Annotated in this window: 27 protein-coding genes, 1 tRNA gene, 1 pseudogene and 2 riboswitches; of the genes and pseudogenes, 7 read left to right on the top strand and 22 right to left on the bottom strand. The window is 38.5% G+C overall.

Annotated features, from left to right (window positions below; genetic code table 11):
- From IGI87_RS11285 to IGI87_RS11295, 3 genes are read right to left on the bottom strand one after another with little or no spacing between them, the layout of a single operon-like run.
- Positions 1–654, bottom strand: coding sequence for a CbiQ family ECF transporter T component (locus IGI87_RS11285; protein ID WP_113794536.1), 654 nt, complete (start codon positions 652–654; stop codon positions 1–3).
- A complete protein-coding gene (locus IGI87_RS11290; RefSeq protein ID WP_438737057.1) occupies positions 645–2003 on the bottom strand; it encodes an ABC transporter ATP-binding protein in 1359 nt (452 codons plus the stop codon). Before IGI87_RS11290 ends, IGI87_RS11285 begins: the two co-directional genes overlap by 10 nt.
- Positions 2000–2563 carry an ECF transporter S component gene (locus IGI87_RS11295; protein ID WP_104855295.1) on the bottom strand — a complete coding sequence of 188 codons (564 nt, stop codon included), beginning with the start codon at positions 2561–2563 and terminating at the stop codon, positions 2000–2002. The genes IGI87_RS11290 and IGI87_RS11295 overlap by 4 nt, the downstream gene beginning before the upstream one ends.
- Before the next feature lie 104 nt (positions 2564–2667).
- A riboswitch (TPP riboswitch) is annotated at positions 2668–2758 on the bottom strand.
- A gap of 178 nt (positions 2759–2936) precedes the next feature.
- Here IGI87_RS11295 and IGI87_RS11300 point away from each other — a divergent pair.
- Entirely contained in the window at positions 2937–3722 is a 786-nt protein-coding gene (locus IGI87_RS11300; protein ID WP_104855294.1) for a TraX family protein, read from the top strand.
- Between the two features lie 162 nt (positions 3723–3884).
- A complete protein-coding gene (locus IGI87_RS11305; protein ID WP_438737059.1) occupies positions 3885–5246 on the top strand; it encodes an MFS transporter in 1362 nt (453 codons plus the stop codon).
- Between the two features lie 51 nt (positions 5247–5297).
- Here IGI87_RS11305 and IGI87_RS11310 read toward each other — a convergent pair whose 3' ends face one another.
- A complete protein-coding gene (locus IGI87_RS11310) occupies positions 5298–6488 on the bottom strand; it encodes an MFS transporter (RefSeq protein ID WP_438737061.1) in 1191 nt (396 codons plus the stop codon).
- Positions 6489–6631: 143 nt separating this feature from the next.
- On the opposite strand from IGI87_RS11310, the gene IGI87_RS11315 reads away from it, so the two are divergent.
- Positions 6632–6988 (top strand): winged helix-turn-helix transcriptional regulator, encoded by a 357-nt coding sequence (locus tag IGI87_RS11315; protein ID WP_280211057.1) that lies wholly within the window; start codon positions 6632–6634, stop codon positions 6986–6988.
- Positions 6989–7081: 93 nt separating this feature from the next.
- Here the strand turns inward: IGI87_RS11315 and thiD are convergent, their stop codons facing one another.
- The 8 genes from thiD to galE form a co-directional block, all read right to left on the bottom strand.
- Positions 7082–7912: a bifunctional hydroxymethylpyrimidine kinase/phosphomethylpyrimidine kinase gene (gene thiD / locus IGI87_RS11320; RefSeq protein ID WP_438737064.1), complete on the bottom strand. Its 831-nt coding sequence runs from the start codon at positions 7910–7912 to the stop codon at positions 7082–7084.
- Entirely contained in the window at positions 7909–8544 is a 636-nt protein-coding gene (gene thiE / locus IGI87_RS11325; protein WP_438737066.1) for a thiamine phosphate synthase, read from the bottom strand. The genes thiD and thiE overlap by 4 nt, the downstream gene beginning before the upstream one ends.
- A complete protein-coding gene (locus tag IGI87_RS11330; RefSeq protein ID WP_438737069.1) occupies positions 8541–9359 on the bottom strand; it encodes a hydroxyethylthiazole kinase in 819 nt (272 codons plus the stop codon). Before IGI87_RS11330 ends, thiE begins: the two co-directional genes overlap by 4 nt.
- Positions 9343–9831 (bottom strand): energy coupling factor transporter S component ThiW, encoded by a 489-nt coding sequence (thiW, locus tag IGI87_RS11335; RefSeq protein WP_438737434.1) that lies wholly within the window; start codon positions 9829–9831, stop codon positions 9343–9345. The genes IGI87_RS11330 and thiW overlap by 17 nt, the downstream gene beginning before the upstream one ends.
- A gap of 140 nt (positions 9832–9971) precedes the next feature.
- A riboswitch (TPP riboswitch) is annotated at positions 9972–10060 on the bottom strand.
- 148 nt (positions 10061–10208) lie between these two features.
- On the bottom strand, positions 10209–10523 hold the full coding sequence (locus IGI87_RS11340; RefSeq protein ID WP_002382484.1) for a YbaB/EbfC family nucleoid-associated protein: 315 nt from the start codon (positions 10521–10523) through the stop codon (positions 10209–10211).
- A 20-nt stretch (positions 10524–10543) separates the two neighbouring features.
- On the bottom strand, positions 10544–12304 hold the full coding sequence (gene dnaX / locus IGI87_RS11345; protein WP_438737071.1) for a DNA polymerase III subunit gamma/tau: 1761 nt from the start codon (positions 12302–12304) through the stop codon (positions 10544–10546).
- A 72-nt stretch (positions 12305–12376) separates the two neighbouring features.
- Positions 12377–13627, bottom strand: coding sequence for a UDP-glucose--hexose-1-phosphate uridylyltransferase (locus IGI87_RS11350; RefSeq protein ID WP_164982968.1), 1251 nt, complete (start codon positions 13625–13627; stop codon positions 12377–12379).
- Positions 13608–14600, bottom strand: coding sequence for a UDP-glucose 4-epimerase GalE (galE, locus tag IGI87_RS11355; RefSeq protein ID WP_104855285.1), 993 nt, complete (start codon positions 14598–14600; stop codon positions 13608–13610). Before galE ends, IGI87_RS11350 begins: the two co-directional genes overlap by 20 nt.
- A 267-nt stretch (positions 14601–14867) precedes the next feature.
- Between galE and IGI87_RS11360 the strand changes: the two genes are divergently transcribed.
- On the top strand, positions 14868–15035 hold the full coding sequence (locus IGI87_RS11360; protein WP_002356337.1) for a DUF3042 family protein: 168 nt from the start codon (positions 14868–14870) through the stop codon (positions 15033–15035).
- Between the two features lie 162 nt (positions 15036–15197).
- On the opposite strand, the gene IGI87_RS11365 is transcribed toward IGI87_RS11360, so the two are convergent.
- From IGI87_RS11365 to IGI87_RS11400, 8 genes are all read right to left on the bottom strand, one after another.
- On the bottom strand, positions 15198–17036 hold the full coding sequence (locus tag IGI87_RS11365; RefSeq protein WP_113794547.1) for an FAD/NAD(P)-binding protein: 1839 nt from the start codon (positions 17034–17036) through the stop codon (positions 15198–15200).
- A 13-nt stretch (positions 17037–17049) separates the two neighbouring features.
- Positions 17050–17400: a DUF488 domain-containing protein gene (locus IGI87_RS11370; protein WP_113794548.1), complete on the bottom strand. Its 351-nt coding sequence runs from the start codon at positions 17398–17400 to the stop codon at positions 17050–17052.
- A gap of 123 nt (positions 17401–17523) precedes the next feature.
- On the bottom strand, positions 17524–17922 hold the full coding sequence (locus IGI87_RS11375; RefSeq protein ID WP_002356334.1) for a rhodanese-like domain-containing protein: 399 nt from the start codon (positions 17920–17922) through the stop codon (positions 17524–17526).
- Positions 17923–17937: 15 nt separating this feature from the next.
- Positions 17938–18909: an ROK family glucokinase gene (locus IGI87_RS11380; protein WP_002356333.1), complete on the bottom strand. Its 972-nt coding sequence runs from the start codon at positions 18907–18909 to the stop codon at positions 17938–17940.
- On the bottom strand, positions 18910–19128 hold the full coding sequence (locus IGI87_RS11385; RefSeq protein WP_002356332.1) for a YqgQ family protein: 219 nt from the start codon (positions 19126–19128) through the stop codon (positions 18910–18912).
- Between the two features lie 17 nt (positions 19129–19145).
- A complete protein-coding gene (locus IGI87_RS11390; RefSeq protein WP_104855032.1) occupies positions 19146–19856 on the bottom strand; it encodes a rhomboid family intramembrane serine protease in 711 nt (236 codons plus the stop codon).
- Between the two features lie 10 nt (positions 19857–19866).
- Positions 19867–20409, bottom strand: a complete 543-nt coding sequence (locus IGI87_RS11395; RefSeq protein ID WP_002394065.1) for a 5-formyltetrahydrofolate cyclo-ligase — start codon at positions 20407–20409, stop codon at positions 19867–19869.
- Positions 20410–20496: 87 nt separating this feature from the next.
- A complete protein-coding gene (locus IGI87_RS11400) occupies positions 20497–21267 on the bottom strand; it encodes an alpha/beta fold hydrolase (protein WP_317094955.1) in 771 nt (256 codons plus the stop codon).
- A gap of 165 nt (positions 21268–21432) precedes the next feature.
- On the opposite strand from IGI87_RS11400, the gene IGI87_RS11405 reads away from it, so the two are divergent.
- The 3 genes and pseudogenes from IGI87_RS11405 (at position 21433) to IGI87_RS11415 (ending at position 24748) form a co-directional block, all read left to right on the top strand.
- On the top strand, positions 21433–22008 hold the full coding sequence (locus tag IGI87_RS11405; protein WP_104855035.1) for a DUF805 domain-containing protein: 576 nt from the start codon (positions 21433–21435) through the stop codon (positions 22006–22008).
- 90 nt (positions 22009–22098) lie between these two features.
- Complete coding sequence (locus IGI87_RS11410; RefSeq protein WP_438737074.1) at positions 22099–23658, top strand: hypothetical protein; 1560 nt, start codon at positions 22099–22101, stop codon at positions 23656–23658.
- Between the two features lie 157 nt (positions 23659–23815).
- Positions 23816–24748: pseudogene (locus IGI87_RS11415) on the top strand (DUF4950 domain-containing protein).
- Between the two features lie 294 nt (positions 24749–25042).
- Here IGI87_RS11415 and IGI87_RS11420 read toward each other — a convergent pair.
- A complete protein-coding gene (locus IGI87_RS11420) occupies positions 25043–26107 on the bottom strand; it encodes an FUSC family protein (protein ID WP_104855037.1) in 1065 nt (354 codons plus the stop codon).
- 471 nt (positions 26108–26578) lie between these two features.
- Positions 26579–26668, bottom strand: a tRNA-Ser gene (locus IGI87_RS11425).
- Between the last annotated feature and the right edge of the window lie 78 nt (positions 26669–26746).

Here is a 26746-nt window from a genome sequence, read left to right on the forward strand (position 1 = left end):
TTACGTTAGAAAAATAAACAAATTTGTAAAAATGATGATCAAAATAGCAAGCCCAAGACTGACTTTTGCTGACACAAAATGCTCTTTTCGACTTCTGGCGGCTCCTTCTTCATAGCCATGGGCAGACATTGCTTCCGTATATTTATCTCGCCAGGAAACAGCAACGAGCAGTGTTTTAACATAAAGCATCGGCGACCAAAAATGAAACGTTTTGCCACGGAGCAGGCTCGCTTCTTTTAAATCATTAATTTCTCTTTTCACTTCCGGTAAGGCGTGAACCACCACTAAAATTCCATAAACAAAGTTCGGTGCTAGCCCCTTTTGTTCCAATAACAACAATAATTCTTCAAAATCAACGCCTACAGCAAAAGCTAGTCCTAAACCGGCAAAGGCATATGTTCGACTAAACAAAAGCCAGGCTTGTTGACTACTTGTACCATGCAGATAAATAGACCAGAAAGTTCCGATGGCTGGTAAAAGTGGCAAGAAAAATAACCAAAGAAGTAAGCGGGATTTTCGCTGGCCTATTAAAAAAATGACACAACCCATAAAAACCGCCAAATTTGCCAAAATGGATTGAGAAAAAGATAATTCAAAGGTCAAAATAAGAATCAAAGAAGCATAAATCGCTGCATTCGTTTGCCTTATTTGCATGTGGTTCCCTCCTGCCAGATATTCAGTTGTTGCTGCAGCAATTCTATTCGGTAATTGCTCACGCCAGAGAGAGGTTCTAGCCGATGCGTGACGATTAGAAAATCTTGTTGCGCACTTTTTTCTTTGATCCATTCAACAAAATAACTGCATGCGCGCTCATCTAACCCAGCAAAAGGTTCATCTAAAAGTAAACAGTCCAAATCTAAGCTCAGCAAACTAATTAATTGCACCATCTTTTTTTGCCCTTCACTTAGTTGGAAAACACTATGCTCTAGTTTTTCTTTTAACCCTAAAAAAGTTAAGGCTTCCTCTTGTTTTCTTCTTTTTTCTGCCGTCATGTTCTGACCAAACAAAAGCTCTTCTCGTAAAGTCAACGTGACAAACTGACGATTGGCTTGTTGCACCGCTAATGTCATGTGTTGGTACAACTTTTTTGAAGACCGCAAGCGGCGGCCTGCCAAGAACATTTTCCCTTGATATTTTTGTCTTTGAACAATGGCTTTTAATAAGGTTGATTTACCCGCCCCATTTGGCCCCGTCAACGTGGTAATTCCTTTTAAAAAAAGAGCTTCTTTTTCTTCAAGTAGCACTCGTTTTCCCTGAGACAAACGAAAATTTTTCAATTGGAGCATCGGTTGTTTTACCGCAGAATTTGTAAGGTGAAATGTCTGCGGTTTTGTTTTGATAAACGTCAGCGGTTGTTTTTCAAACTGGCCGTTTTTCAACGTGACGACTTGGTCCACAACATCAGCGTAATCGCTGAAATCGTGGTCGCACACCAAAATCGTTTTGCCTGCTTGATGAAGTCTTGCTAAAATTTGAATAAATTGTTTTCGAGAGGTTGGATCAATACTTGCAAAAGGTTCATCTAATAAAAGAATATCTGGGTTCATTGCTAGCAGAACTGTCAACGCCGCTTTTTGTTTTTCACCACCAGATAACGTCGCTAGTTCTCGTGTGAATAAGGTTTGAGTCTGAACAAGTTGAAGCGCTGTTTGGATCTTTTGATTCATTTCTTCAGGAGAGATCCCTAGATTTTCTAAAGCAAAAATCAGTTCTCGTTCCAAGGTTTTCATTGTAAATTGTTGACTGGGATTTTGAAAAAGCATGCCAATTTTTTGCGCCTTTTCACGAGTTGATAATTGTCGGCGTTCCATTCCTTCAATCAAAATTTCTCCTTGATAGTCAAGCGGAGCAAACCCTGCAATCAAGCGTAAAAGCGTTGATTTTCCACTGCCACTATCGCCAATTAATAAGGAAAACGTTCCTTGAGGAATTACTAAATTTGTCTTTTCAAACAAGGGTTGTTCTCGTGAAAAGGACACAGCTTTTAATTGAATACTATTCATTTTGCCTTCACAGCTAACCCTTGCGCAGACTGATACATTCGTATAATAACTTTCGTTAAGAAAATACCAAAGAAACAAATAGAAGCGAACCGAACGCTAATTAAAGCAATGTTCATCCCCAGACCGTAATTGCCATAACCAAACTTAAAGTATTCATACACATAACTAAAAATAGTCGTCCCAATCGCACTATAAAATAACGTTAGTGTATCGTAACGTTTATAGCGTGTTACCAAAAAGCCACTTTCACTGCCTAGGCCTTGAATCACACCAGAAATTAACACACTAGGTCCGAAATACGAACCGTAAAGCATTTCTGCTAAGGCGGCTAAAACTTCCGCCAAAACAGCACTCCCTGCTCGTGGAATCAGCATCGCTGCAATTGGTGCTACCATGGTCCACATTCCAAATAAAAGCTCATTGGCAAATGGACTCAGTCCTAATGGTAACAGCGCAGCATTCACTAACGCATAGAGGAAACCTGCTCCCATAAAAACACCGCCAAACAAAAAGGCTAAAAAAGCGAGTAAGACGACTTGTTGCAATGACCATTTTTTCAATAAAAAAACTCCTTTCTCTTAACAAAAAGCAAAAGGAGTGACTTAAATAAACCCTGATAAAAGAAAACACACTCATCCTAGGACAGAATGAGTGCGTGAAAAATCAAAGTAAATCGGCATTTCCCTGCGACAGTACTAACTGCATCAGGTTCAATGGGTATCATCTCAGCCATAACAGCACCCCAAATGTTTTTTATTAAAATGTACTTTTACTATAGCATAGAATAATTATAAAAACTAGTCTTGGTTCTTTTTTCTTTCATCAAAAGCTGACGAAATCAAACAATTTTGTAAGATAACTGTTAGGCAAATAAATGGTTGATTGTTATGGATTTTGTTATATTGTTTTTTATGAAAGAGAGGAGTTTATACTATGGGTAAAACATTAACTGGCTTTCATTTGAAAGTCATTGGAGTTATTTCAATGGTCTTTGACCATCTATTGCAATTTTTTAGTTTTTTAGGCGTGCCTGGTTGGTTCGGTTGGATTGGACGAATCGCTGCACCTATTTTCTTATTTGAAAGTTCTGAAGGCTTCATTCACACAAGTAATCGGCGAAAATACATGTTCCGGTTATTGTTAGGCTTCTGGATTATGGGGATTCTGAACGGCATTTTAAATGCGTATTTTTCAACAGGTGGCTTAATTATCAATAATATTTTTGGGACGTTATTTTTAGGTACGGTCTATATGCAGTCTATGGAATATTTTAAACAAAAACAAATTGGTAAAGGGCTTCTTTGGTTTATTGTGCCTTTATTAATCAGTGCTCTACCTTTCGTTATTTTTAGTTCTCCAGATATACTAAGCAACCCTGCTATCTTAATTGGTTTCCAACTTTTCAATCTGATTGTGCCATCACTAATGATGACAGAAGGTGGGTTTTTATTTGTTCTCTTAGCCGTCGCTTTTTATCTATTCCATGGCAAAAAATGGTTACAAATTTCAGCGATTGGCGTTGTTGCGTTAATTTCAGCAGCCAGTTATAACTTCCAAGAACTATTTGGAGCGAACCACCAATGGATGATGATTTTAGCAGCCATTCCAATTGTTCTTTATAACGGCGAAAAAGGCCGTGGCATGCGGAATTTCTTTTATATTTTCTATCCAGCCCACATTGCTATTTTTGCAATTATTAGTTTCTTCATGCAACGTTAATTATTTTCTGCTTGACGATTGCCTAAAAACTGTTTACAATGCAACATGTAAACAAATCGTACAGATAACACGCGAGTTGCGTGTCGAGAGAGAGGCGGTTTCTATTCTTATAGAAACTGCTTCTATTTTTTTACGAAAAATGAAAACTATAGAGGTGATTAAATGGAACAAAAAAACGTACGATTATTCCCTGCCGTTTTAGCGACAGGAATTATGTCTTTTGCTGGCGTTTTAATTGAAACGGCAATGAATGTAACCTTTCCGACATTAACGAAGGAATTTGGCGTTTCCACCGGTACCGTGCAGTGGGTAACAACAATTTATTTATTAGTTATTTCTATCATGGTGCCCTTATCCAATTATTTATTAAAAACCTATTCGCTAAGACGCTTATTTATTGTTGCGAATTTTTTCTTTTTGATTGGTTTAGCGATTGATGTTTATTCACCAACTTTCAGTATCTTGTTATTAGGCCGACTCTTCCAAGGGGCTAGCACTGGGATTGCTTTGCCACTGATGTTTCATATTATTTTGAACTTTACTCCGATAGAAAAACGGGGAACAATGATGGGAGTAGGCACATTGACCACTTCAATTGCTCCAGCCATTGGTCCAACGTATGGTGGAATTTTAACTTCTTCCCTGTCTTGGCATGCCATCTTCTTATTCTTAATTCCTGTTTTACTACTTTCTTTGTTTATGGGATTATCTGCTATTCCAGAAATACCTGTTAAAAAAACCACTACCCTTGATTTAGTTAGTTTAATTGGTATTGCCCTGTTATTTAGTGGTTTGTTGATGTTCTTAAGTAAAATTGGCACATTGTTTGGCTGGCTTTCACTTCTGGTAGCCATTATTGGCTTTGTTATTTTTTATAAACGAGCAACGACCGCTGAACAGCCACTAGTTCGTTTGACAATTTTAAAAAATCCCGCCTTCGTTTTATTTTTATGCGGCTTTTTAGTTTGTCAATTCTTATTGTTAGGTATTTCCTTTGTCTTACCAAACTTTGTTCAAATCGTCCTTGGAAAAAATGCGTTTGTAGCTGGGCTAGTCATGCTACCAGGTGCTACAGTTGGGGCCATTTTGGCACCACTTTCTGGACGAGTTTTGGATCAATACGGCGCTAAAAAACCCATATTATTTGGCTTAAGTTTGGCGACAATCGGTTGGCTAGCTTTAACAATTTTACTAGAGATGCCTATTTTATTAGGATTCGTTGCTGGACATGTTACCTATATGATTGGTCTAGGTTTTGCATACAGTAACATGATGACGACTGGTATGAGCTTGTTAGAGGAGAAAGATTTTGGCGACGGCAATACGTTATTTAATACCCTTCAACAATTTTCTGGCGCTATTGCAACGGCCATTGTAGCGACGATTATTAATATCGCTCAAGACCACGCAGATAATTTTGCTCAGGGGACAACGATGGGTTCACTCATTTCTCTGATTTTCTTGCTAACCTTATTAGTGATTGTTTTGATTGCTTGTTGGAATTATTTCCGCAAAAAAGTTTAAAAAAAAAGCAGCTGGTCAGTTCCGTAGTGACCAGCTGCTTTTTTTAGTTTTCTAAAGATAGTTGTTTTTTTGTTCTTCTTGCTTCCGAATATAAAGTACAAACAAGACAGCAATCAACACGATAAAACCACCAAAAATCGGTGTATATGTTACTGATAAATGATCTGTGACCACCCCACCTGTCATTGAGCCGACGGTAATCCCAATATTAAAGGCTGCAATATTAAAAGCTGAGGCCAAAGTGATATCTTCTGGGACATACTTTTCCGCTAATTCTACAACATATAATTGTAAGCCAGGTACATTCATAAAGGCAAATAGCCCCAACATCAAACTTGCTAACAAGCCTAGAAGACTATTATCCATTAAAACAGTAATAAATAAAAAGACTAAGGACAGAATTAATAAGCTAAACATTTTTACTAACGAATCTAAGGGTTTATTATTTGCCCAATGACCACCTACTGTATTGCCAATTGCGACCATTACACCATAAACGACTAAAATAATCACTACCACGTTGGCTGAAAAGCCTAAATTTTCCAATAATGGTGACAAGTACGTATATGCAGCAAACGTTCCACCATAACCAAAAGCAGTAATTAGAAAAGAGAAAACGAGGGATTTGTTCGTAAAAATTCGCGTGATTCCTTTTAAGTCAACCTTTCCTGGTATCGGTAAATTTTTGGGAACTAAAAAATAACTAGCAATCAGTCCCACCAAGCCAATACTGGCTATAAAAAGAAAGGACATATGCCAAGCTGTTTGTTGTCCAATAAACGTCCCTAAAGGTACGCCAGTCACTGTTGCAACCGTTAAGCCCGTAAACATAATAGCAATAGCGCTGGCTCGACGTGATGGCGGCACAACATCTGCGGCGATGACAGTCGAAACAGACATGAAAATACCATGCGCCAATGCAGAAAGTATCCGCCCTACCAATAAAATAATAAACGTTGGCGCAAACGCAGCAATTAAATTCCCACTAATGAAAAGAAGCATAATCCCCAGCATTAATGAGCGACGATTCCATTTTCCTGTCAAAATTGTTAATAACGGCGCCCCAATCGTCACACCTAAAGCGTATAAAGAAACAGTCAAACCAGCTTGGGAAAGACTAATATGAAAACTTTTAACAATCATTGGTAATAAACCCACACTAATAAATTCCGTTGAGCCGATTGCGAAAGCATTGATAGCTAATGCAAAGAGCGTTAAATTTGGTGAAATTTTCTTTTCCATTCTCTTCCTCCTAAAAACATTTGAATTTCAACAAAAATTACTATATACTAAGATTGATTTTTTGATAAGTACCTACTTTTTTGTATCATAAGTACCTTTTAGTAACTTTTGTTTATTATCAACCTATTAAGGAGGAATGTTTTTTGGAAACTCGTACATATGCGATTGGTGTGGAAGCAACGATGGATGTTATTGGCGGCAAATGGAAACCAATTATTCTGTGTAATTTACGGCACGGCGCCATGCGCCCCAGCGATTTAAAACGCGGCATTACTGGCATTAGTCAAAAAATGCTGACACAACAATTACGGGAACTCGAAGAAGACAACATTATCGAGCGGAAAGTTTACAACCAAGTTCCACCAAAAGTCGAATATTATTTAAGCGATTATGGTCAAAGCCTCTCTGCTGTCTTAGATAACTTATGTAATTGGGGAGAATCCCACGTGGCTTATTTGCAAGAACAAGGCCAAGAAATTTATTTAAAATGTGAAGATTAGTGAACAAAACGTTTATAAACTATATCAAAAAGGAGCTTTAAGCTATTTAAGAGCCTGGGGAAAAATCTAAAATGATTTTTCCCCAGGCTTTTCTTATGCTTCAATAATTTGAATATCTTGCGTTAATTGGGCCCAATGATTAGTAGGTCCGTGGCCATGTCCAACAGAAATTGCTTGGCTGATGGCCCCTTGAATAAACTGTTTGCCAATCACAATCGCCGCTTCTAACGGCGTGCCTTTTGCTAATTCGGCTGCGATACACGCTGAAAAAGTATCTCCTGTTCCATGAGTATTTTTCGTTACAACTCGCGGTGCACTTAGCCAAAAGCTCGAACCGTCTTCCATTAACACATAATCAGCCGCTTGTTGATTCGTGCTATGTCCGCCTTTCATAATAATATTTTTTGTGCCCAATTGCTGTAATTTTTTTGCTGCTGTTTGCATTTCTTGCTCTGTCTTGATGGTTGTCTCTAGTAAAACTTCCGCTTCTGGTAAATTAGGTGTCACGACCGTTGCTAGTGGCAACAGTTGCTCTTTAATTGTTTGAACTGCCTCGGCTTCTAACAAATGATGTCCACCTTTAGCCACCATTACAGGATCGACAATCAACGGACCAAAATCAACTTTTTGCAAATTGCGGACAACAGCTTCGACACGCTCACTATCTGCTAACATTCCCGTTTTTGCTGCCCCAATTTTAAAATCAGCCGCCAGTGATTGAAATTGTGCATCAATAAATGAACTAGGAATCGGTAAGCTATCTTGCACCCCGTACGTATTTTGTGCCGTCAATGCAATGACAATATTTAAGCCAAATGCTTGCCGCGCTTGAAATGTTTTTAAATCTGCTTGCATGCCTGCTCCCCCACCAGAATCAGAACCAGCAATCGTGACTACTTGTGGGGTCAAATTATATTCGGTCATTTTCTCGCCTCCAACATTTGCTCCGTTACACGCATCAACCCCTGCACTTTCTCGGTTATCTGTTCGGCCAGCATAATTTCACTGACCAGTGAAACACCAGCCACTCCCGTTCCCATAAGTTGTTCTATATTTTCTTCTTTGATCCCACCAATCGCCACAACCGGAATCGTGACTGCTGCGGTAATTTCAGAAAGTGTCTGCAAAGAAGTTAACGGACTGTCCTTAGTCGTTGTGGGGAAAATTGCGCCCACGCCTAAATAATCGGCGCCCTCGTTTTCCGCTTCAACTCCTCGTGCCACCGTTTTGGCTGAAACACCTACGATTTTTGTAGACCCAACCAGTTTTCGCACAAGAGCAATCGGCAATTCATCATCACCTATGTGCACACCTGCCGCATCCACTGCCAAGCAAATATCGACGCGATCATTAATAATCAACGGAATCTGATACGCATCTGTTACCACTTTGACTTTCACTGCTAATTCGTAAAAGCGCCGGGTTGACACTTCCTTTTCGCGCAGTTGCACCAATGTCACTCCACTGCGACAAGCAGTTTCAATTCGTTTTAAAAATTCAGTCTCACTAAAATCATACCGTCCTGTCACCAAATAAACTTTCAATTGCTCTCTCATAGCACTCGTCCTTTCACCGCCTCAAACCAATCCTTCTCCTTCATTAAAAGAGATAACTGATTTAACGTATTTTGGCGAAAATCGGCCAACCCTTGGCTCTTAGTTTGGGCTTTTTCTCCGCAAAGATTAAAATAGCTCACTGCGGCTACTGCCGCAGTCATTGGCGCGTTGCCTTCACCTAATAAAGCGGCAACTAATGCGCCGACTAAATCACCTGTGCCAGTGAAACAATCCAACTCAGGAACGCCATTTTGTAAGACAATCACTTGCTCTTGGCTAACCAAAACATCTTGAATCCCTGTTGCTAAAAATACCGTCTGGGGAAACTTTTGCGTTTGTTGACGTAAAGCCTGAATCAGTTCCTCAATTGCTTCTTCACTTTGATCCAAAGGACTGCCATCCACTCCTCGGCCATGACTAACCAACTGACAAAAAGTCCGCATTTCTGAAAGATTCCCTTTCACAACGGTTGGCTGATTGCGCACCAGCTTTTCCCCGACTTCACTCCGAATATCACTGGCGCCATAACCGACTAAATCGACTACGGTCGGTTTATTCACTTGCCGAGCATAATCACTAGCTGCTAACAAGCTCTGCTCTCGTTCTTGTGATAAATGTCCTAAATTCAAAACCAAGGCACTGGTTTGCTGAAACAACTGCGGAAATTCCCGTGGATCATCTGCCATAATGGGCTTAGCATCAATATAAAGTAATGCATTCGCCATAGACTCACACGTAATTTCATTCGTAATGCACTGAATTAATGGTGCTGTTGTCAGTGGAAAAATCGTTTCAAACTTAACGCTTGTTTTCATAAAAGTATCCTCCTAAAAATAATTCCTGTGTTTGTTTAAATACCCGAGTTTCTTTCAGCTTTACTAAGACAAGCCAGGCAATCCCTGAACCAATCAGTGTGGCGCCAATAAATCGTGGTGTATAAATGAACCAATAAAAATCCTGCTTACTGCCAGTAAACCAAACCATTACAGGATAGGACAATAACGAGCCTATGATGCCTGTACCAAAAATTTCTCCTAGCATCGACCAGCCTAATTTTTGTCCCCATTGATAAAATAAACCAGCAAAAAATGCGCCAAAGACGGCACCTGTTAACGCTAATGGCGGAATACCTAAGAACGTCATACGGATTAAGCCGCAGACAAGTGCCATGAGCGTTCCGTAAAGAGGGCCTAATAAAACTCCGGCAATAATGTTCATGACACTGGACATAGGGGCCATTCCCTCAACTCGCATTAACGGCGATAATACAACGTCCATCGCAATCATCAAAGCCAGTAACGTAACTCTGTGGATTCGATTTTTTTCCACGTAAAAAAACTCCTTTCTGCGAGAAGCAAAAGGAGGCGCGACTGAAAAAGACAGAAAAACCCAACCACAAATAAACGTAGTTGGGTGCAATAATCGGTCAAAATTTCAAGACATTTCCCTGCGCCAGTCCTAACTGTTTCAGGTTCCATGGGTATAATCTCAGCTAATAGCACCCCAAATGTTTCTCTTCAATTGGCTTTAGTATAGCATAGTTTTTTGGAAGCGACTACTAAAATTGCCAAAGAGTTTTCCCACAAAAACAGAAAAAACACCATGCCCCAAAAGTTCGATTTTTTGGGCATGGCGTTTTTCATACTCGCGTTTGTCTTGTTTTTTTAGAATCCTGGCATTCCTTTGGTGTATTTACCTAAAGTTGCTTCGGTTTCTTTTTCAATTTTTACTAACGCATCGTTGACAGCCATAATGACTAAATCTTGTAACATATCAACGTCTTCAGGATCAACCACGTCTTCTTTAATCGTCAAATCTTTCATTGTGCGATCACCAGTAAATGTCGCTGTCACAAGTTGATTGGTTGCTTCACCGATAAATTCTTTTTCATTTAGCGCTTCTTGCGCTTTGGCCATTTCTTTTTGCATTTTTTGTACTTGTTTCATCATGCCTTGCATGTTGCCCATTCCTCGCATCATAATTCCTCTACTCCTTCGTATTAATCATCTAGTACTTCGACAAGCTCTTCACCAAACATAGCGATTGCTTCATCTACTACTGGATTTTCTTGTGAATGTTCATTTGTTACAGGCGGTTCGTCCGCTAGACGAGCCATTTCATTTTCAGGTTCAGAATGATTCAAACTGCCCTGATTTTGGTTAATAAAACTTTGTCTTAGTTTTGGCCAGCTTTCTCTAGTAATGCAGACCATCTCTGGTGTATAGTCCATCAAACGGCTTAAATTATTATTGAAAGCTAACTGCATCTCTTCATCGTCTGTTGCACGAGCACAAACAATCTCATAGTCAAATGCCACCACGATGCCCTTAGGACTCGCTGCGACAGGTTCACTAGCTTTGAGCATCGCTCGTTGAGTCACAGATAATGTTTGCAGTAAGTCTTCCCAGACATTTTTCACATTCATTAAATGTGTTCTAGTCGCTTCATTTAAGACTTGATATACCCGTTCTGTGGGCACACGGAACGAACTTTTTGGCGCTTGTGGTCGTGCTTGTTGACGTGGCGCATCTGCTTCTTTGGCAGCTACACCGTGTTTCTTTAATTCAGCCAGTTCTTTCTTCAGTTGCCCAATTTGATTTTGTAAATCGGCTAATTCTGGATTTTCCTCTGCGCTACCACCTTGATTAGCTGTTTCTGGCGTGTTGTGTTTATTGAGCTGCACCGTTTTAGCCAATTTGACAGTGGCTACTTCCAAATAGATATTCGCATTGTTGGTAAAGCGGATCTCATTTTGTGTGTCACTTAAAATTTGGATTAGTTGGTAGATTTTTTCAGCAGGCGTTTGTGTAGCTAGTTCCTTAAATGCTTCTGTTAAGGTTCCTGCTTTTTCTGCTAATAACTTCGGTGCTTGCTGGTACATCAGCAAATCTCGACAATATAATAACAAATCTTCTAAGAAACGGCGCGCTTCTTTGCCTTCGCCTAAAATACTTTCCAAGCCTTCTAATGCTCGTTCAACATCACCGGCGACACAACGCTGAATATAATGATCCATCATTTCATAGGTTAGGCTACCTGTCACTTGCATTGCATCTTCCAATGTTACTTTTTCATCACTAAAGGAAATCGTTTGATCCAAGATACTCAAGGCATCTCGCATCCCGCCTTCCGCAGCACGACCAATCACATATAGGGCTTGTTCCTCATAATCAAGAGCCATTTCCTGCATGATATGGGCCATATGATCGACGATATCTTGCGTACTAATTCGCTTAAAATCAAAGCGTTGTGTCCGCGAAATAATCGTTAACGGAATCTTGTGTGGTTCAGTCGTTGCTAAGATAAAAATAACATTTTGTGGCGGTTCTTCCAAGGTTTTTAAAAGTGCATTGAACGCGCCTGTCGATAGCATATGAACTTCATCAATAATATAAACTTTATAGTCTGCTTGCGTCGGTGCATACTTTGCTTTATCACGAATATCACGGATTTCTTCCACGCCATTATTACTCGCCGCATCAATTTCAATGACATCATTTAAACGACCTTCCGTAATGGCTACACAGGTTTCACAAACATTACAAGGTTCACCATCTTGACTATGTTTACAGTTAATCGCTTTAGCGAAAATTTTTGCGGCACTGGTTTTACCTGTACCACGAGGGCCAGTAAATAAATAGGCATGAGATGTTTTCTTTTTCACTATCGCATTTTTCAGTGTCTGAGTAATTGCTTTTTGTCCTACTACGTCATCGAAACGTTGTGAACGCCAGACCCGATAAAGTGCTTGATAAGCCATTTTTTTACCCTCCCTTATTTTTCATTCTTATCTATTATACGTGATTTTTAGTCATTCGGCATCTTTTTTCTTTTAATGAGTCACTGGCGCAACCATTGCTAAAAAAGCCGCTTTTCCTTCACTTGTTTCTGCAAACGCACTGGCTTCTTTTAGACGCTGTTGATACGCTGAAACCACATTTTCAAGTGTCTGCGTTTCCTGGTTGCTCCAAGTCGTTAAACCTTGGACTTCCGCTAACGTTAACGAAGGCTTTGCTTGAGGTCGACTAAAAATTAAGTCCATGACATATAAAAGTTCTTTTCGTCGTGCAACGATTTGTATCTCATCCGTTGGCAGTTTCAGCATTTGCCATTGCTCAAAAATATCATTTGCGGCTTGGGCAACTTCTGACGCATTCGGCCCCTCTAGGCGAAATGTCGCAACTGGCCAATTCACCATTCCTGCGTTGATTAAAGGATAGTTAGCTAACTCAACATATTCTGAAATACTCGCGGCGGCTAATGGAAATTGTTGCAAACCCGTTTGATAATAGACATGCTCATTTTGTTCAAAGACAGCATCAATCCCAGCAAAATAATGAGGAAAGACCTCCACAATTTTCAACAACTGCTGAAAAGTCTTAACTGAACGTTTCACTGCCTGATGTTTTTCAAACGCAATCACACCTTGTTGCTGATATTGTGCCTGTTTTACAAAGGAAAACCCCCAGCTTTCGCCATCTAAGTTCATCCGAATCACCCGATGGTTCGTAGTCGCAGGAAATTGCTGACTTCCCTGGTAGCCTTCTGTTGCCATGCACCATTCACAGCGGGGATATCTTTGGTCAGAGAGCGTTGCTTTTGGCGCCTCACTGTGTACCTTACTTGCTAAAAAATCACCATAGACCGTTGAAAAAACAACAGGTTCTTCCTGTTCAATGACCGTACCGTTTTTTTGACAAAGTTGGTAAAAATACTCGGTAGCCTCTTGTGGCTCTTTAGCATAATGTTGTGCAAAAAAAGCATTAACCACAGAAGGGGGCGGTGTCAACAAATCCATCAATTGCACCATGAACTGTTCTTTTTGTTGCTCTGTTTTTACAAATTGGTTGGCAATCGCAATTTGACACAATTGTTCCGCCAAATCAGCGGCGGGTGTTGCCACAGGCCGTATGTCTACTTCGCCTAATTCTTGTTCACCAATCATTGCTAATAAACGGTTCTGAAGATATAAGCGATCCAATTCCATCCAACCACCTGCTTGAATAGCAAGTGTGGTAAAATCGGCAATCATTTGACTCGTGGTCATCGATTCATTCCTCCTATTACTTTTCTTGATACCCATGTGGATGAGCTTGGTGCCATTGCCAAGCGGTGGCGATAATGTCCTTGACCTCAGTTACTTCTGGTTGCCAGCCTAAAACCCGCTTGGCTTTTTCACTAGAAGCAATCAACGTGCTAGGATCCCCTGCTCGGCGTGGCGCGATTGTCGCAGGAATTTCTTGGCCTGTCACTTCACGAGCAGCATCTAACATTTCTTTAACAGAATAGCCGTTGTTGCTACCCAGGTTAAAGACGTCACTTTCGCCACCATTTTTCAAGTATTCTAAAGCCAAAATATGTGCTGCAATCAAGTCTTCAATATAAACATAATCTCGAATGCACGTGCCATCTGGTGTATCATAATCATCCCCAAAAATACTTAGCTCTGCTCGTTGGCCTAATGCTACTTGTAAAATAATCGGCACAATATGCGTTTCTGGCGTGTGATCCTCCCCAATTGAGGCATCTTTTTTTGCTCCTGCGACATTAAAATAACGCAAAGCAACATATTTCATTCCATAAGCGTTGTCGCACCATTTCATGATTTTTTCCATCATTAATTTACTTTCCCCATACGGATTTTTAGGATTCGTTGGGGTTTCTTCTGTAATAGGCATTGCTTTTGGTTCGCCATAAGTGGCTGCTGTGGAAGAAAAAACAATATGTTTCACTCCGAATTCTTGCATGACTTCCAAGGCAATTTGAGTGCCGTGAACATTGTTATTGAAATACATTAACGGTTGCTCCACGGATTCTCCTACTAAAGAATTGGCCGCAAAGTGCAACACCCCTTCAATTGATTCCTTTTCAAAGACACTACGTAAAAAAGCTTTATCACGAATATCGCCTTCATAGAAAGTCGCTTGTTCATGAACGGATGCACGATGCCCCGTTAATAAATTATCAACAACCACAACGGCATATCCTTTTGAAATTAATTGATCAACGGCATGTGAGCCAATGTAGCCTGCGCCACCTAATACTAAAATAGACATAAATACGCTCCTTTTACTCTCTAATTTCTTTTTCTATTGTACCATTAAATAAGGTTTACTTCTGAATTATTTCATTTTGTAAACAGGATTTAATTTGGCCATTTCTCCTTATTCATTTTTCCTATAAAAATACAGAAAGGACTTGTTAAATTTTAACAAATCTCTAAATTAGTCGTAGAGTTTATGAAAAATCATTGTAACTATTGGATTTTTTTGCTGTTTTCCGTCATAATAGAAACAAATACAATTTGAAAGAAGGAATGAACGATGAAAAAATTTGTATCAGGTATGTTAGTCGGTACTGCTATCACAGTTGCTGCTTTAGCCGGTGTGGCTACAACTATTAAAAAAACAGTTATTGATCCAATTGAAGAAAAAGAAGATATGATTGAAGAAAACCGTAAAAAAGCGATGCGTAAACGTATTGCACGTTAAAAAATAGCTGTGACGTTGAGATAAAAAATCTAACGCCAAGAAATCAACAGGAGCACTTCTGGCTCGGTTGATTCTCTTAAGCATAACAAGTGGTCATCCATCAAAGCGATGGATGACCACTTGTTATGCTTTCTTTTTTACCAAAGGAGCTGACTATTTTTCTTAACTATTAAAAATAGTAGCAGCAATCCGATCCATATCGCGCATATTCCAAGGATCCACACCAGGACGAGCTGCAGCGGCTGTTAACCAATGAATACCTTCTGTTGGAATACCACAACTAAAAAGGCCTGTCGCCACCTGTCCATCTTTTGTGATGACTTGATTCGTGGCACGCACAATCAAGAGTGCGCCTGTTTTGACTATTTGACCATCGGCTAATGCCAGTTGATGGAGCGTAGCTAGCTTATCGGCTAACAACTGCCTCGTTAAAGGATTCAAGCTTTTTTCATTATTAACTTTGGGAATGCGCGCTTCAATTAAAAAGTGACTATTATACCGATTTTCCGGAAACAAATTAGCATAAGTAATAAATTGACCCGCTTTCATTTCGACACGCATTTCTGGCCCCAGAATCGTGACTAACCCCAGTTCAACTAACGCCTGTAGCTCTTCTGTTCTTTCAACAGAAGGTCCCACTGACAAAAAGGTATTCAACGGGGTAAACCAATGCCACAACCACTTTTGACTCTCGTCATTCGTTAATAACCCTTCATCCAAAACAAAGCGAATCTGATCTCTTAAATCTTTTAAACTGTCTAAAGCAGTGGTCAAAGGACCGCTAAGATTGCCTTTCTCTGCTTCTTGAATATCCCATTTTAAATACTCTAGTAAAAACGAACGAAAACTTTCATGGGTGGTTTTCTTTGTTTCAGGATGTTCTAACGCTTGCCAATCAAACCAATCTTGTTTTTCAAAGTGGGCTAGGCTTTCCGGCGCTCCCTTGGTTTGAATAAACAGCTGTTGAAAGGCCTCTTTAGAAAGATGCGGATATTTTTCTTCGATTAAGCAGGTGTAATACACATATTCCACTTCTTTTTTTAAATACCCAAAAAACTCTGCGCCTGTAACCTGTCCTTTTTTACGACATTCAGCTAAATACGTTTCGGTTAAAAAAACAGGTTGATAGGTTTCCCCGTAGCCTTTTTGATTAATCCCTCGAGGATGAGAAGGAAAACCGCGACCAGAACCAGCAATAATAATAGGTTCTCTTCCAGAAGGTTCATAACGTAAGCGGCCATTTTGACGAGAAAAAACACCCCCACGACCAATCGTCAAGGCAGATAAATAGTCAAAAAATGCCAAACCTAAGCCTTTTAACACAACGGGTTGTTTTGCGGGTATATTGGCAAGTGCCAATAAAGCATCCACCGCATTTTTAGGGGAAGAATAAAACAAACGATGCTCCTTGGCGTAGTCCGCAAGCTCTTGTTCAACAGTCGTTAATTCATTTTCTTGGTGACCCATGGCTAAAATTACTTTGTCTGCCGTAAACTCAATGGATTGGGTGTACACATAATAGTTATCCTCTCCTGCCCGTACAGCAGTTACTGGCTCTTTAAAAAACGTCAGCGATGTTTGTTCGTTACATCGCTTGGCTAAATAAGTATAAAACCATTTTTGGTACATGCCATAAAAAGCCCTCGAGCAGTGATCATTCGGTCCAAGGCGATGACATTCTTTCAACAACTCAAGATAATTATAGGGTTGTTGCTGTTGAATGTACTGCGCAGCTTCTGTTTGGGTCCATTCATAGAGAGTGGGGCCTTTGACAATTGGTCCTTCGCCACTAAAAGATTCATCTGTAAATAAAGTGACTTGACTAATCACGGTGTTCATTAATAAATAATTAGGTTGCTCTGCTCGCCAAATTTTCCCACCTGGACCGTATGGATCAAACAACGTGAGCTGAACATTTATTTCCGTTTTACGAGCCCATTCAATGACTCGTTCTGCAGCTGATAAGCCTCTGGGTCCAGCACCTACAATTGCAATTTTCATCCAATCACCTACTCTATTTTTCTAATAATTCTTTTAAGACAACCGCTTGATTATGCGCTGTATCTTTCGCTCCATAGACCAGCGTAACTATTGGCTGATTTTTTACAATTGTCTGTAACTGCTTAAACGCTGTGGCAGTTGGCTCATGTTTCAATTCTTCTTGGTATTTTTGTTTAAACTCGGGATATTTATTTGCTTCATGATTAAACCATTTCCGTAGCTCCGTACTAGGGGCCACTTCTTTGAGCCATTCATCTAACTTTTCAGATTCCTTGGATTTTCCTCGTGGCCAAACACGGTCAACTAAAACACGATAGCCATCTTGCTCTGTCGGTGCTTCATATGCTCGCTTGATTTGAATCATCTGCCTTCACCTCTTCTCTTTATTGTAGCTCAAAAAATGAGGACTGACAAAAATAGCAACATTTCTATTAAGCTTTCCTATACAAAAAGAGTCGATCTCAATGAAGACCAACTCTTTTTGTTATTAACTATTTCTCTTTTTCACTTTCCCAGTCCAGCCATCATAGCCGCCTTTTAAAATATAAATATCAGTATAGCCATTTTTGCGTAATAAATTAGCTGCTCGGATACTTAAAGCTTTCTTCTGATCATAAAGATAAACAGGTTGATCCTTACGAAGAGAGCCAATTGTTGTTTTTAACATGCTGTATGGCATGCTGCGCGCCCCTAAAATATGCCCAGCATCAAATGTATCTTTCTCACGAACGTCAATCACTTGTGCTTTACGCATTGTTTCTTTGAATTCTTCTTCCGTCAACATTTTTGCTGAACGTTTCACCATAATTTTCAAATATAATTCATTGAATACCATCGCTAGTACAATAACTAGCAAAATACCATTGATTACCCATAAAATACTCATTCTAAAAAGCCCTCTCTATTTCTCTTTTGAAAATTGTAATGCTAGTGAAGCGGCACCAATCACGCCGGCCTCATTACCTAGCTCTGCTAATTTGATTTTTGTACTATTTCGAACTTGCGGGAAGGTAAATTCTTGGAAATATTTTTCTACACGACTACGTAAAAATTCTCCTGCTGCAGAAACACCTCCACCGATAACTACGCTGTCTGGATTTAGCGTGTTACCTAAGTTTCCTGTGGCTAAGCCTAAATAGAAACAAACACGATCCACCACCATTAAAGCAAAATGATCGCCTTTTTCAGCAAATTCAAAAACGTCTTTACTTGAAACATCTTGTCCATCATCAATCGCTTGTTTCAGTTCAGAGTCACCTGCAAACTCTTCTGATAAATGACGTGCAACACGAACGACACCAGTGGCACTAGAAACGGTTTCTAAACAGCCGCGTTTGCCACAAGTACAGTCAAAACCGTTAGGATCAACCGTCACATGCCCAACTTCACCAGCACAGCCAGCAACACCGTGGAGCAATTCTCCCGCTGCAACAATGCCTCCGCCAACACCTGTTCCTAAAGTAATAAAAATCACGTCGGGATTGTTTTCCCCCGCGCCCTTCCAACGCTCACCTAAAGCAGCAACATTGGCATCATTATCTAAGGCAAACGGAATTCCTAAAGCAGATTCGATTTGTTCTTTGACAGGCTGTACAGTCGTCCAGTTTAAATTATAGGCACCTACAACAGTTCCTTTTTCAATGTCGACACTTCCTGGTGTTCCCATACCAATTCCCACAAAATCTTCTTTTTTCATATTATAAAGATCTATACGGTGACGAATACTTTCAATAATTGATGGCACAATATGCTTGCCATCTTCTAAAATATTCGTTTCAATACTCCATTTTTGTTGAACAACGCCATCAGTTGTTAAAATAGCAAATTTGATGGTCGTTCCACCTAAATCAATCCCAATAATTTTCTTATCCATTTAGTCGATTCCTTTCTGCTTCCCTCTAGATTCTTCTATTCGATGCTCTCTTTGCAAAATATGCCGGGCCTGTAAATACGTATCTCGGTCTACCAATTGACCTTCATACAATTTTTTTAATTCAATCATCATTAACTCAATATCATAAATCCGTGCACCGACATAAATATACATCCCAAACTGTTTAAAAAGTTGTTGTACATCATATAACGTTTCCATACGAAAACACTTCCTTATTATACAGGTAAACCGTATTTTTTAAAACCCAATAACAGACAAATTACGACAAGAAAAATAAAAATTAACGTGGCCATAATTCGCTCGTGCTTATTAAATGCTTCTTCACGATTTGGAACAGCAAAAGCCGTCGCTACTAATAATCCACCAATTAGACCACCAACATGCCCCATCATATCTACAGAGCTACTAAACAAGTTAAATAACAAATTAATTACAATAAACATTGAATAGCGTTGCACCATATACATAATCGCTGGATTGTTTCTAAAATGGCGTCCTAAAATAACAAATGCGCCAAACAAACCAAAAAGCGCTGTACTAGCACCCGCTGAGACACTGTTGGGTGTCCCAAAGGCAAAACTGGCGATATTTCCAGCAATCCCACTCAATAAATAAATTCCCAAATAGCGCCAATGTCCATAAATTGCCTCAACCTGTGCGCCGATATAATAAAGAGTAACCATATTCAAAATAATATGCATAAACCCAATGTGAAGAAACATTGGCGTGATAAACCGCCAGTATTCATGGTTTTGAGCTACCAGTGGACGAACCATTGCCCCCCAATTAACTAAGTTTAAAATATTTTCTGATCCTCCAGTTAATTCCAATCCAAGGAAAACAATGATTGAAATACCCAAAAGGGCATACGTAATGAACGGCTGATTTTTTAGCCGTTTCAATTTCATTTCTGTTTGATAATTCATTCCATTCCTCCTATTGTATAAATAATTGTTCGATTGGCTGATCAAACGCTTCTGGTTGCCATTGTTCATGGAGTTGTTCACTAAAAACTAAACTACATGAATGGCCCGAAAAATGTTCCAAATAACGATCATAAAAACCACCGCCGAAGCCTATTCGATAGCCAGCACGATTGAAAACAATCCCTGGCACAATCAATAAATCAATCGCTGTAGCTGTTATTTCTGCCGCTGTTAACGGAGGTTCTTCCACGCCAAATGCACTGGTGTCATAAACCGTCTCTGGAAAGACTTGATAAAAGTGCATTTTGCCTCCTTTAAATGTTCGCGGCACCGCCACTTGCTTACCCTCTTGCATGGCCCTTTCGAAAATTGGCTGTGTTGATAATTCTAGCGGTAACGACCGAATCATTCCGATTGTTTGTGCTTGTTGCCATTGCTGACTAGCAAACAACTGTTCATAGAGACTTGATTCTTTATGTTGTTTAATTTCTGGATGTTGTTTTAGCCATTCCAGGGCAGTTAAGCCCACTTTTCTCAACTTGTTTTTCTCCATGTACACCTTCAACCCCTTTTCTGTTAAGTTTATAGAAAGTGTTCTTAAAAAACAAGCTGATTCCCCTTTTCTCTTTGAAAAATCCCGTTATTTTTCTAACGTTTTTGACGCTTCTTTAAAAAAGTCAACAACCAAATCCATTGTTTCTCCTTTCACTAAATGTCGCTCACCGACTTCCGTTATAAATTGCGTATTTTTTGCATACGTTTTCCCAGACACTAATTGTTCAAAAGCAGCCATGTCTTCATAGGGAATTTTTTCGTCTTCTGTTCCATGCCAGAACAGCATCGGTCGTTCTTGCAGTCTTTCTGGCGTTTGTGATAAATCGTATTGGTGCACCCAGCTTAGCAACAATGGCAAGTCTTTAGGCACAAAAATAGCAAATTCTTTCGCCCGTTGAATCACTCGCTGAATATAGCGCGCTGGATATGGCGTTCCCATTAAGCAAGCAGCAGCTTGAATCTCAGGATGTTGGGTCATAAGAGCGCTGGTAGTAATACCGCCCATGGATACACCACCCACACCAATCCAATTTTCTTTAATCAACCCTAATTTATGAAAATGATGAATAATTACTGGAAATTCAATCAAATTATATTGAATACTACTCCAAAATGTAATCGAAGGGATCGTGGAAATAGGTCCTGTTTTTCTTTCTCCGTGGTTCATGGCATCTGGTAAAATGACCCGAAACCCCTCGTATGCTAATTTTCTCGCTTGTGTTAAAGATAATTCTTTTGCCGATTGCCAACCATGATAGTAAACAATTAAAGGTAAGGCTTCGTTTTTTTGCTCTTCCGTTGTCACTTCTAATACTGGAATTTTTGCTATGTAACGATGTCTAATACTAATTTTCATTCATGATTCCTCCATTATAAAATATCTTCTCTTATTTTACCGTTTTTTGATAAAACCTGCTTCTTATATGATTTATCAAAAAAAACACAAAATATGCGAATTCGCATTTTCCTATTTTATTACTTTCCGTTATAATCATTTTATTAAATACAAAGGGGTGTTTTTATGGTTAAAATTGAGGAAAAAGGCAAAGTAACATTTGGACAAGCTTTTAAAGATTATTTTCGTGGATATGTGGATTTTAAAGGTCGGACCACACGTGCTGGTTATTGGTGGATGACCTTGGTATTAAGCATTTTAGGACTTATTTTTTATATTGCTATTGTCGGCAAAGCCGTGTCAGCCATTTTAGCAGCTGAATATTTTGAAACCTATGATTTTGGGAACTTATTACCGTTGATGCTTTTTGCACTTGTTTTATGGTTAGCTTTATTATTACCAACGTGGGCAATGTGCGTACGTCGTTATCGTGATGCTGGGATGACAGGTTGGGGCGTGCTTGTTTTATATCTACTTTCTATTGCATGTAGCTATACACAAGTTTTCTCTGTTATGTCAACATTTAAATATGATGTTCAAACAGATACTGTGATAACAGGTGGCAGTCCCGTCTTCTTATTTTTCACTCTTGTGATTAGTCTGTTTTTCTTCTTACTAACAGTCTTACCGACAGATAAACTAACAACAACTAGCCAAAATAGCGTCTTACGCTTCTTCTTCCGTTACAAAGAAGTGAAGTAAGGAAAAGTTTTAAGCCTTTCTTTTAAAAGAAAGGCTTTTTTCTTATTTTAAAATCTTTATGATAAAATAAGAACTAGTCTAGCTAAAAAAATGGAAGGAGAAAATATGGCTACTTTTAAACGGATTCTGAATCTAGAAAATTATATTTTTACTTTTTTTATTTTATTCGTCTTTTACGGCGCAATTAACTCTCCCTATTCGCTGGTAAAAATTCTTTTGGAAAAGCCTAAGCACTTGCTTGTTTTACTTCCTCTATTAATTATTCTATTGTTGATTATTTATAAAAACAAAAAATTTCTTTACACTAAGATTCAAGCGCTCTGGCACTTAATAAAAACCCATGATTGTGTGGTTATTATTGGTAGTTTGATCAGTTTATTTTTACTGCAACTTTTACTCCTGACGCAGATTACTGTGCCAATTGGTTGGGATGTTTTTGACAACTTTCATAGTATTACCACTGAAAATAAGGATTATTCAAAAATCGTACTTTCTTTAAATCCCAATAACGAATTTTTCTTTTTCATGATGTATTACCTTAATCAATTTTTGCGTTTCATTGATGTAACAGGGAGCTGGAGCAACACTTGGTTTAGTTGGCAAGTAGTTAATTGCTTGTTTATTAATAGCAGTTTATTTCTCTTTTATCATGCCTCTAAACGTGTCTTTAATCCACTAACGGCCTTCGTTGCTTACAGTTTATTTTTTCTTTCTTTCGGATTGTCTCCATGGTTACTAACGCCTTATACAGATACGGCCGTCTTATTGTTCATCAACCTAGTCTTTTTTGCATATAGCCTTTTTGAGAAAGTTTCCCCTCCCTTCGTAAAATATTGTTTATTACTGTTTATTGGAATTGGCTTAGCTTGGTGTTTTTTAATGAAACCTTCGTCTATTATCTTTTTTATTGCATTTAGTTGTTTAAAAGTGCTGCAACTTCTTTTAGTAAATCGGAACAAACAGTCTATCGTAAAATTAACCGTGGTTGCTCTCTTTTTACTGACCGGTTTCGCTAGCGCATATTCTAGTTTTCAATTTTTTGTAGAAAAACAAGCGATTACGGAAATCGATAAACAACAAGCCAAACCTTGGACACTTTTTGTAATGATGGGCTTGACGGGAACTGGCGGTTACAATGATGCAGATACACAAGCAGTAAATCAGTTGCCCACACAAGAAGCCAAAAAAGCTTATACCATAAAAACAATCCAAGAACGTTTAAAAAATAAAGGCTTCTTTGGTTATCTCCGTTTTCTGGTTCAAAAAAATCGTCATAATACTGCCAATGGTGATTTTGACTGGGGTTGGGATGGTGGTGATTTAATACCAGAAACACCTTCTAAAAATCGTTGGCAAGAACACTTGCGGGCACTGTATTATCCGCAAAATCCAAAAAGTAACTATCTACGAATTTATATGCATTTCTTCTATTTACTCACATTATTAGGTCTATTATTCAGTATTCCTCTAAAAGATTCAAAAAATAACTACGCGATTTTAAAATTAGCTTTCATTGGAGCTATTCTATATTTATTGCTCTTTGAAGGCGGCCGCTCTCGCTATTTAATCCAGTTTATGCCGTTTTGGTACTTGTTATCAGCGAGTGGTTGGCTGGGGTTGAGAGATATCCGAAGATACAAAAAACAGTAAAATAGAAAAGAGGATTTAGTTAAAAATGAAAAAAAGTTTACTGGGGTTGATTGTTTTTTTATCCTTACTGACCCTTACTTCATGCAGAAATAAAGTGACCACAAAAGAGCTAATGGCAAACGAGTGGACCGTGAACTCCAACGTTGATGAAGTAATAATGATTGTATCATTCAGCGAAGATACCGCTACTTTCAAAATCAATACAGATGAACGCACATCAACTGCAAAAAATGATTTGGAAAAAGTAGGCGAAGAATTAGGTAAGCAAATTGCAAATAAAATAGACTACAAAGTCAAATACCATCTAAAAAACAATCAAATTCGTTGGGAAAATGAAGGAAAAGAAGTAGCTTACAAGATAAAAAAAGAAAAGCAAAATCTACTTTTCACGCCTACTAAGACAAACAATTCTGATAACCAAACAAAACTAGTTTTAAAACCTTACACAAAGAAAAGTATTGATTCTTCCACTCAAAAAGATAAAACGAAAGAAACCAGCTCTAATTATCAAAACATCTCATCTGGAACAATCCAATCTACCCCTTCATCTACTACTAAAGAACCGCTAGCACAAGCTAGCTTAGCTGATTTTATAGGCGGTTGGGGTATTCCTCAAAGTGATAACTTATTTTTTATAAATGCTGACGGAACGCTTACTAGCACTACTCAATCGAATGTTCCTCTTCAAAATGTAAGTTTTTCTGTGGATGAGAATGGTAATCAAACAATGACGTTTCTTTTGAATAATACGCCCCGAATAGTAACGAAAAATAATGACGGTACTTTAACTGTTGATGAACAAGTATACACTTATCTAGGTAATATTACGTTGGAACAATTAATTAAAAGAAATAATCAAGCTCAACAAGTTTTTGAACAATCTGAACAGCAACCGCCACAAAACTCTGATTCTGGTGAATAGATACAAAATTCTAAATCAGACCAACCTATATACGATACGGTACGAAGTGGTGAAGGTGGGCGACAGTTAGCTGAAAGAAATGGTTTAACCTTAAAAGAATTATTAGCGTTAAATCCAGGCATTGAAACCTCTGTTTTTTATCCGGGTCAGTCATTACGAATTAAATAGAATTTTAGGTATACTAATAGATAAATAGTCTATAAAAGTAGAACTGGACCATCTACAATTTACTTTTGGGTACCAGTTGATGACAATCAGTTTGACGAAGTGGAACTAGACCTTGTCCCGACTGGCTCAGCAAAAATTGCGGCATTTAAAGATAACAGTTGCTCATTGATTAACAGCATGCGTATAATTTGATAATATGGAATATACGCTAAAATGAATCTTTCCCCATTCTCTATAATTAAAGTAATGCCTAAGGAGCCTAACACTCTTTCAAGAAAGAGTGTTAGGCTCCTTTTATTCCGACAATTTCAGCCACTGCTTGCGATTGCAATAAGACATAGTTTTTACAAAGACAAAATGATAAAACAAACCATAAGCTAGCCCCAACATATTTAACAAAATTCTTAAGTAAAGACTTGTTTCTAGCCCAAATATCATAGAAGCTGCCATGATAGCACCAACACAATTAAAAATCGTTTTACTTTTATAAGACGTACATAGGCCTAAACAAAGACCTCCTAAAATACCAAGCAGGTTCGTTGGTAAATAAAATAACAAGATAGCCGATACTATAGAGCCAATAACGACCCCTATTATTCGTTCTTTGGCTCGTTCAGACAATTTAAACGTGTCATACCCAGAAAATAATGAAGAACTAGCAAATGTTGCCCACATAAAGCGGTCAATCTGAAGGTGCGTTCCTATAAAAAGTAATAAGCTAATGCCTAAAGCGTAATAACCAAACCAAATATTTCTTTGATTAAAAAAACCATTTTCCTTAACCATCTGTATAAAAGTAATCTCATGATCCAACTTTTTATGTTTCACATGATAAACAAAAGCTAAAAGTAGATAGGCAAACACTAATACAAAGAAAGTTTGTTCTAATTGCTGAAACGATTGATAGTGAACAGTGCCAACTAAATATAAGTAGGAGAACGTATACAAGCCAGGATTACCCATTTTAGGGTTTTTACCAGTTAAGAAAAACAATGCCAGCAAGCAGATAAAATGAAGAACTAATTGTAAAAATGATACAGAAATCAATGAAATTAGTGGACTAACACCCAGAATTGTTAACACGATTCCTAAACTAAGCAAGGCCTGTTTTTCCCTATAGCCGTATGAGACGAAACGGATACTCAACAGCAAACAAAATAATACAATTGAAAAAGGCGCTACAGCTTTTCCAAAGAAAAAAGTAATCGTCGACACCCATAAAATCGCAAACGAAACTAATAAAAGATCTCTTATTAACAAAGCGCGCCAAAAATATCTCCGCTGTTTTTTAGTGTCCGCTTGATGAATTTTTTGTTTTAAAATAAATGGATCTAACTGCAATAATTGATAAAAAGTCACCAAAAATCATCTCCTAAAACTCGACTCTTCTCAATTCATTATTCCAACTTTTCCTTCTACAAAATCATAAAAAAAGTAGTTGTGACGAACATTTTACTACAACTTTTTTTCTGAATCAATACATGCTTTACTTCTTAATCCAATACCTCTTATAATATTTGCTTAGTTCATAAAAAATAAGCCTAGAAAAAATCAAAACGATTAATTCTAGGCTCAAAATTAAATAAATTACATAAACTTTTCTAGCAGATCCATTTCTTCATACTATGTTTTTTTGTATCCTCATCTAGCGAGCCCAACTCTTCTAAACTTGCATCCAATTGTTCAAAACGTCGGCAATTTTTACTAATGCTTGCGCTTCTTTTTTTTCATAGTTTGACATCATAGACACCTCTTCTTAAGTATTGCTCTACTTTAAGTGTACGTCTCTGTCGTTTTATTTGCAACTAATAACTAAACTACTTCTCGCTACGGAGGATAAGGGATTCGAACCCTTGCACGATGTTACTCGCCTAACGGTTTTCGAGACCGTCCCCTTCAGCCAAACTTGGGTAATCCTCCCGATACATTCCATCTACAAATGAACATGTAATGAATCTATAGATAAAAAGCCTAGACCCTTACACAACAAGGATTCTA

The sequence above is a fragment of the Enterococcus sp. DIV1444a genome, from assembly GCF_051712125.1.
Classification (GTDB): domain Bacteria; phylum Bacillota; class Bacilli; order Lactobacillales; family Enterococcaceae; genus Enterococcus; species Enterococcus faecalis.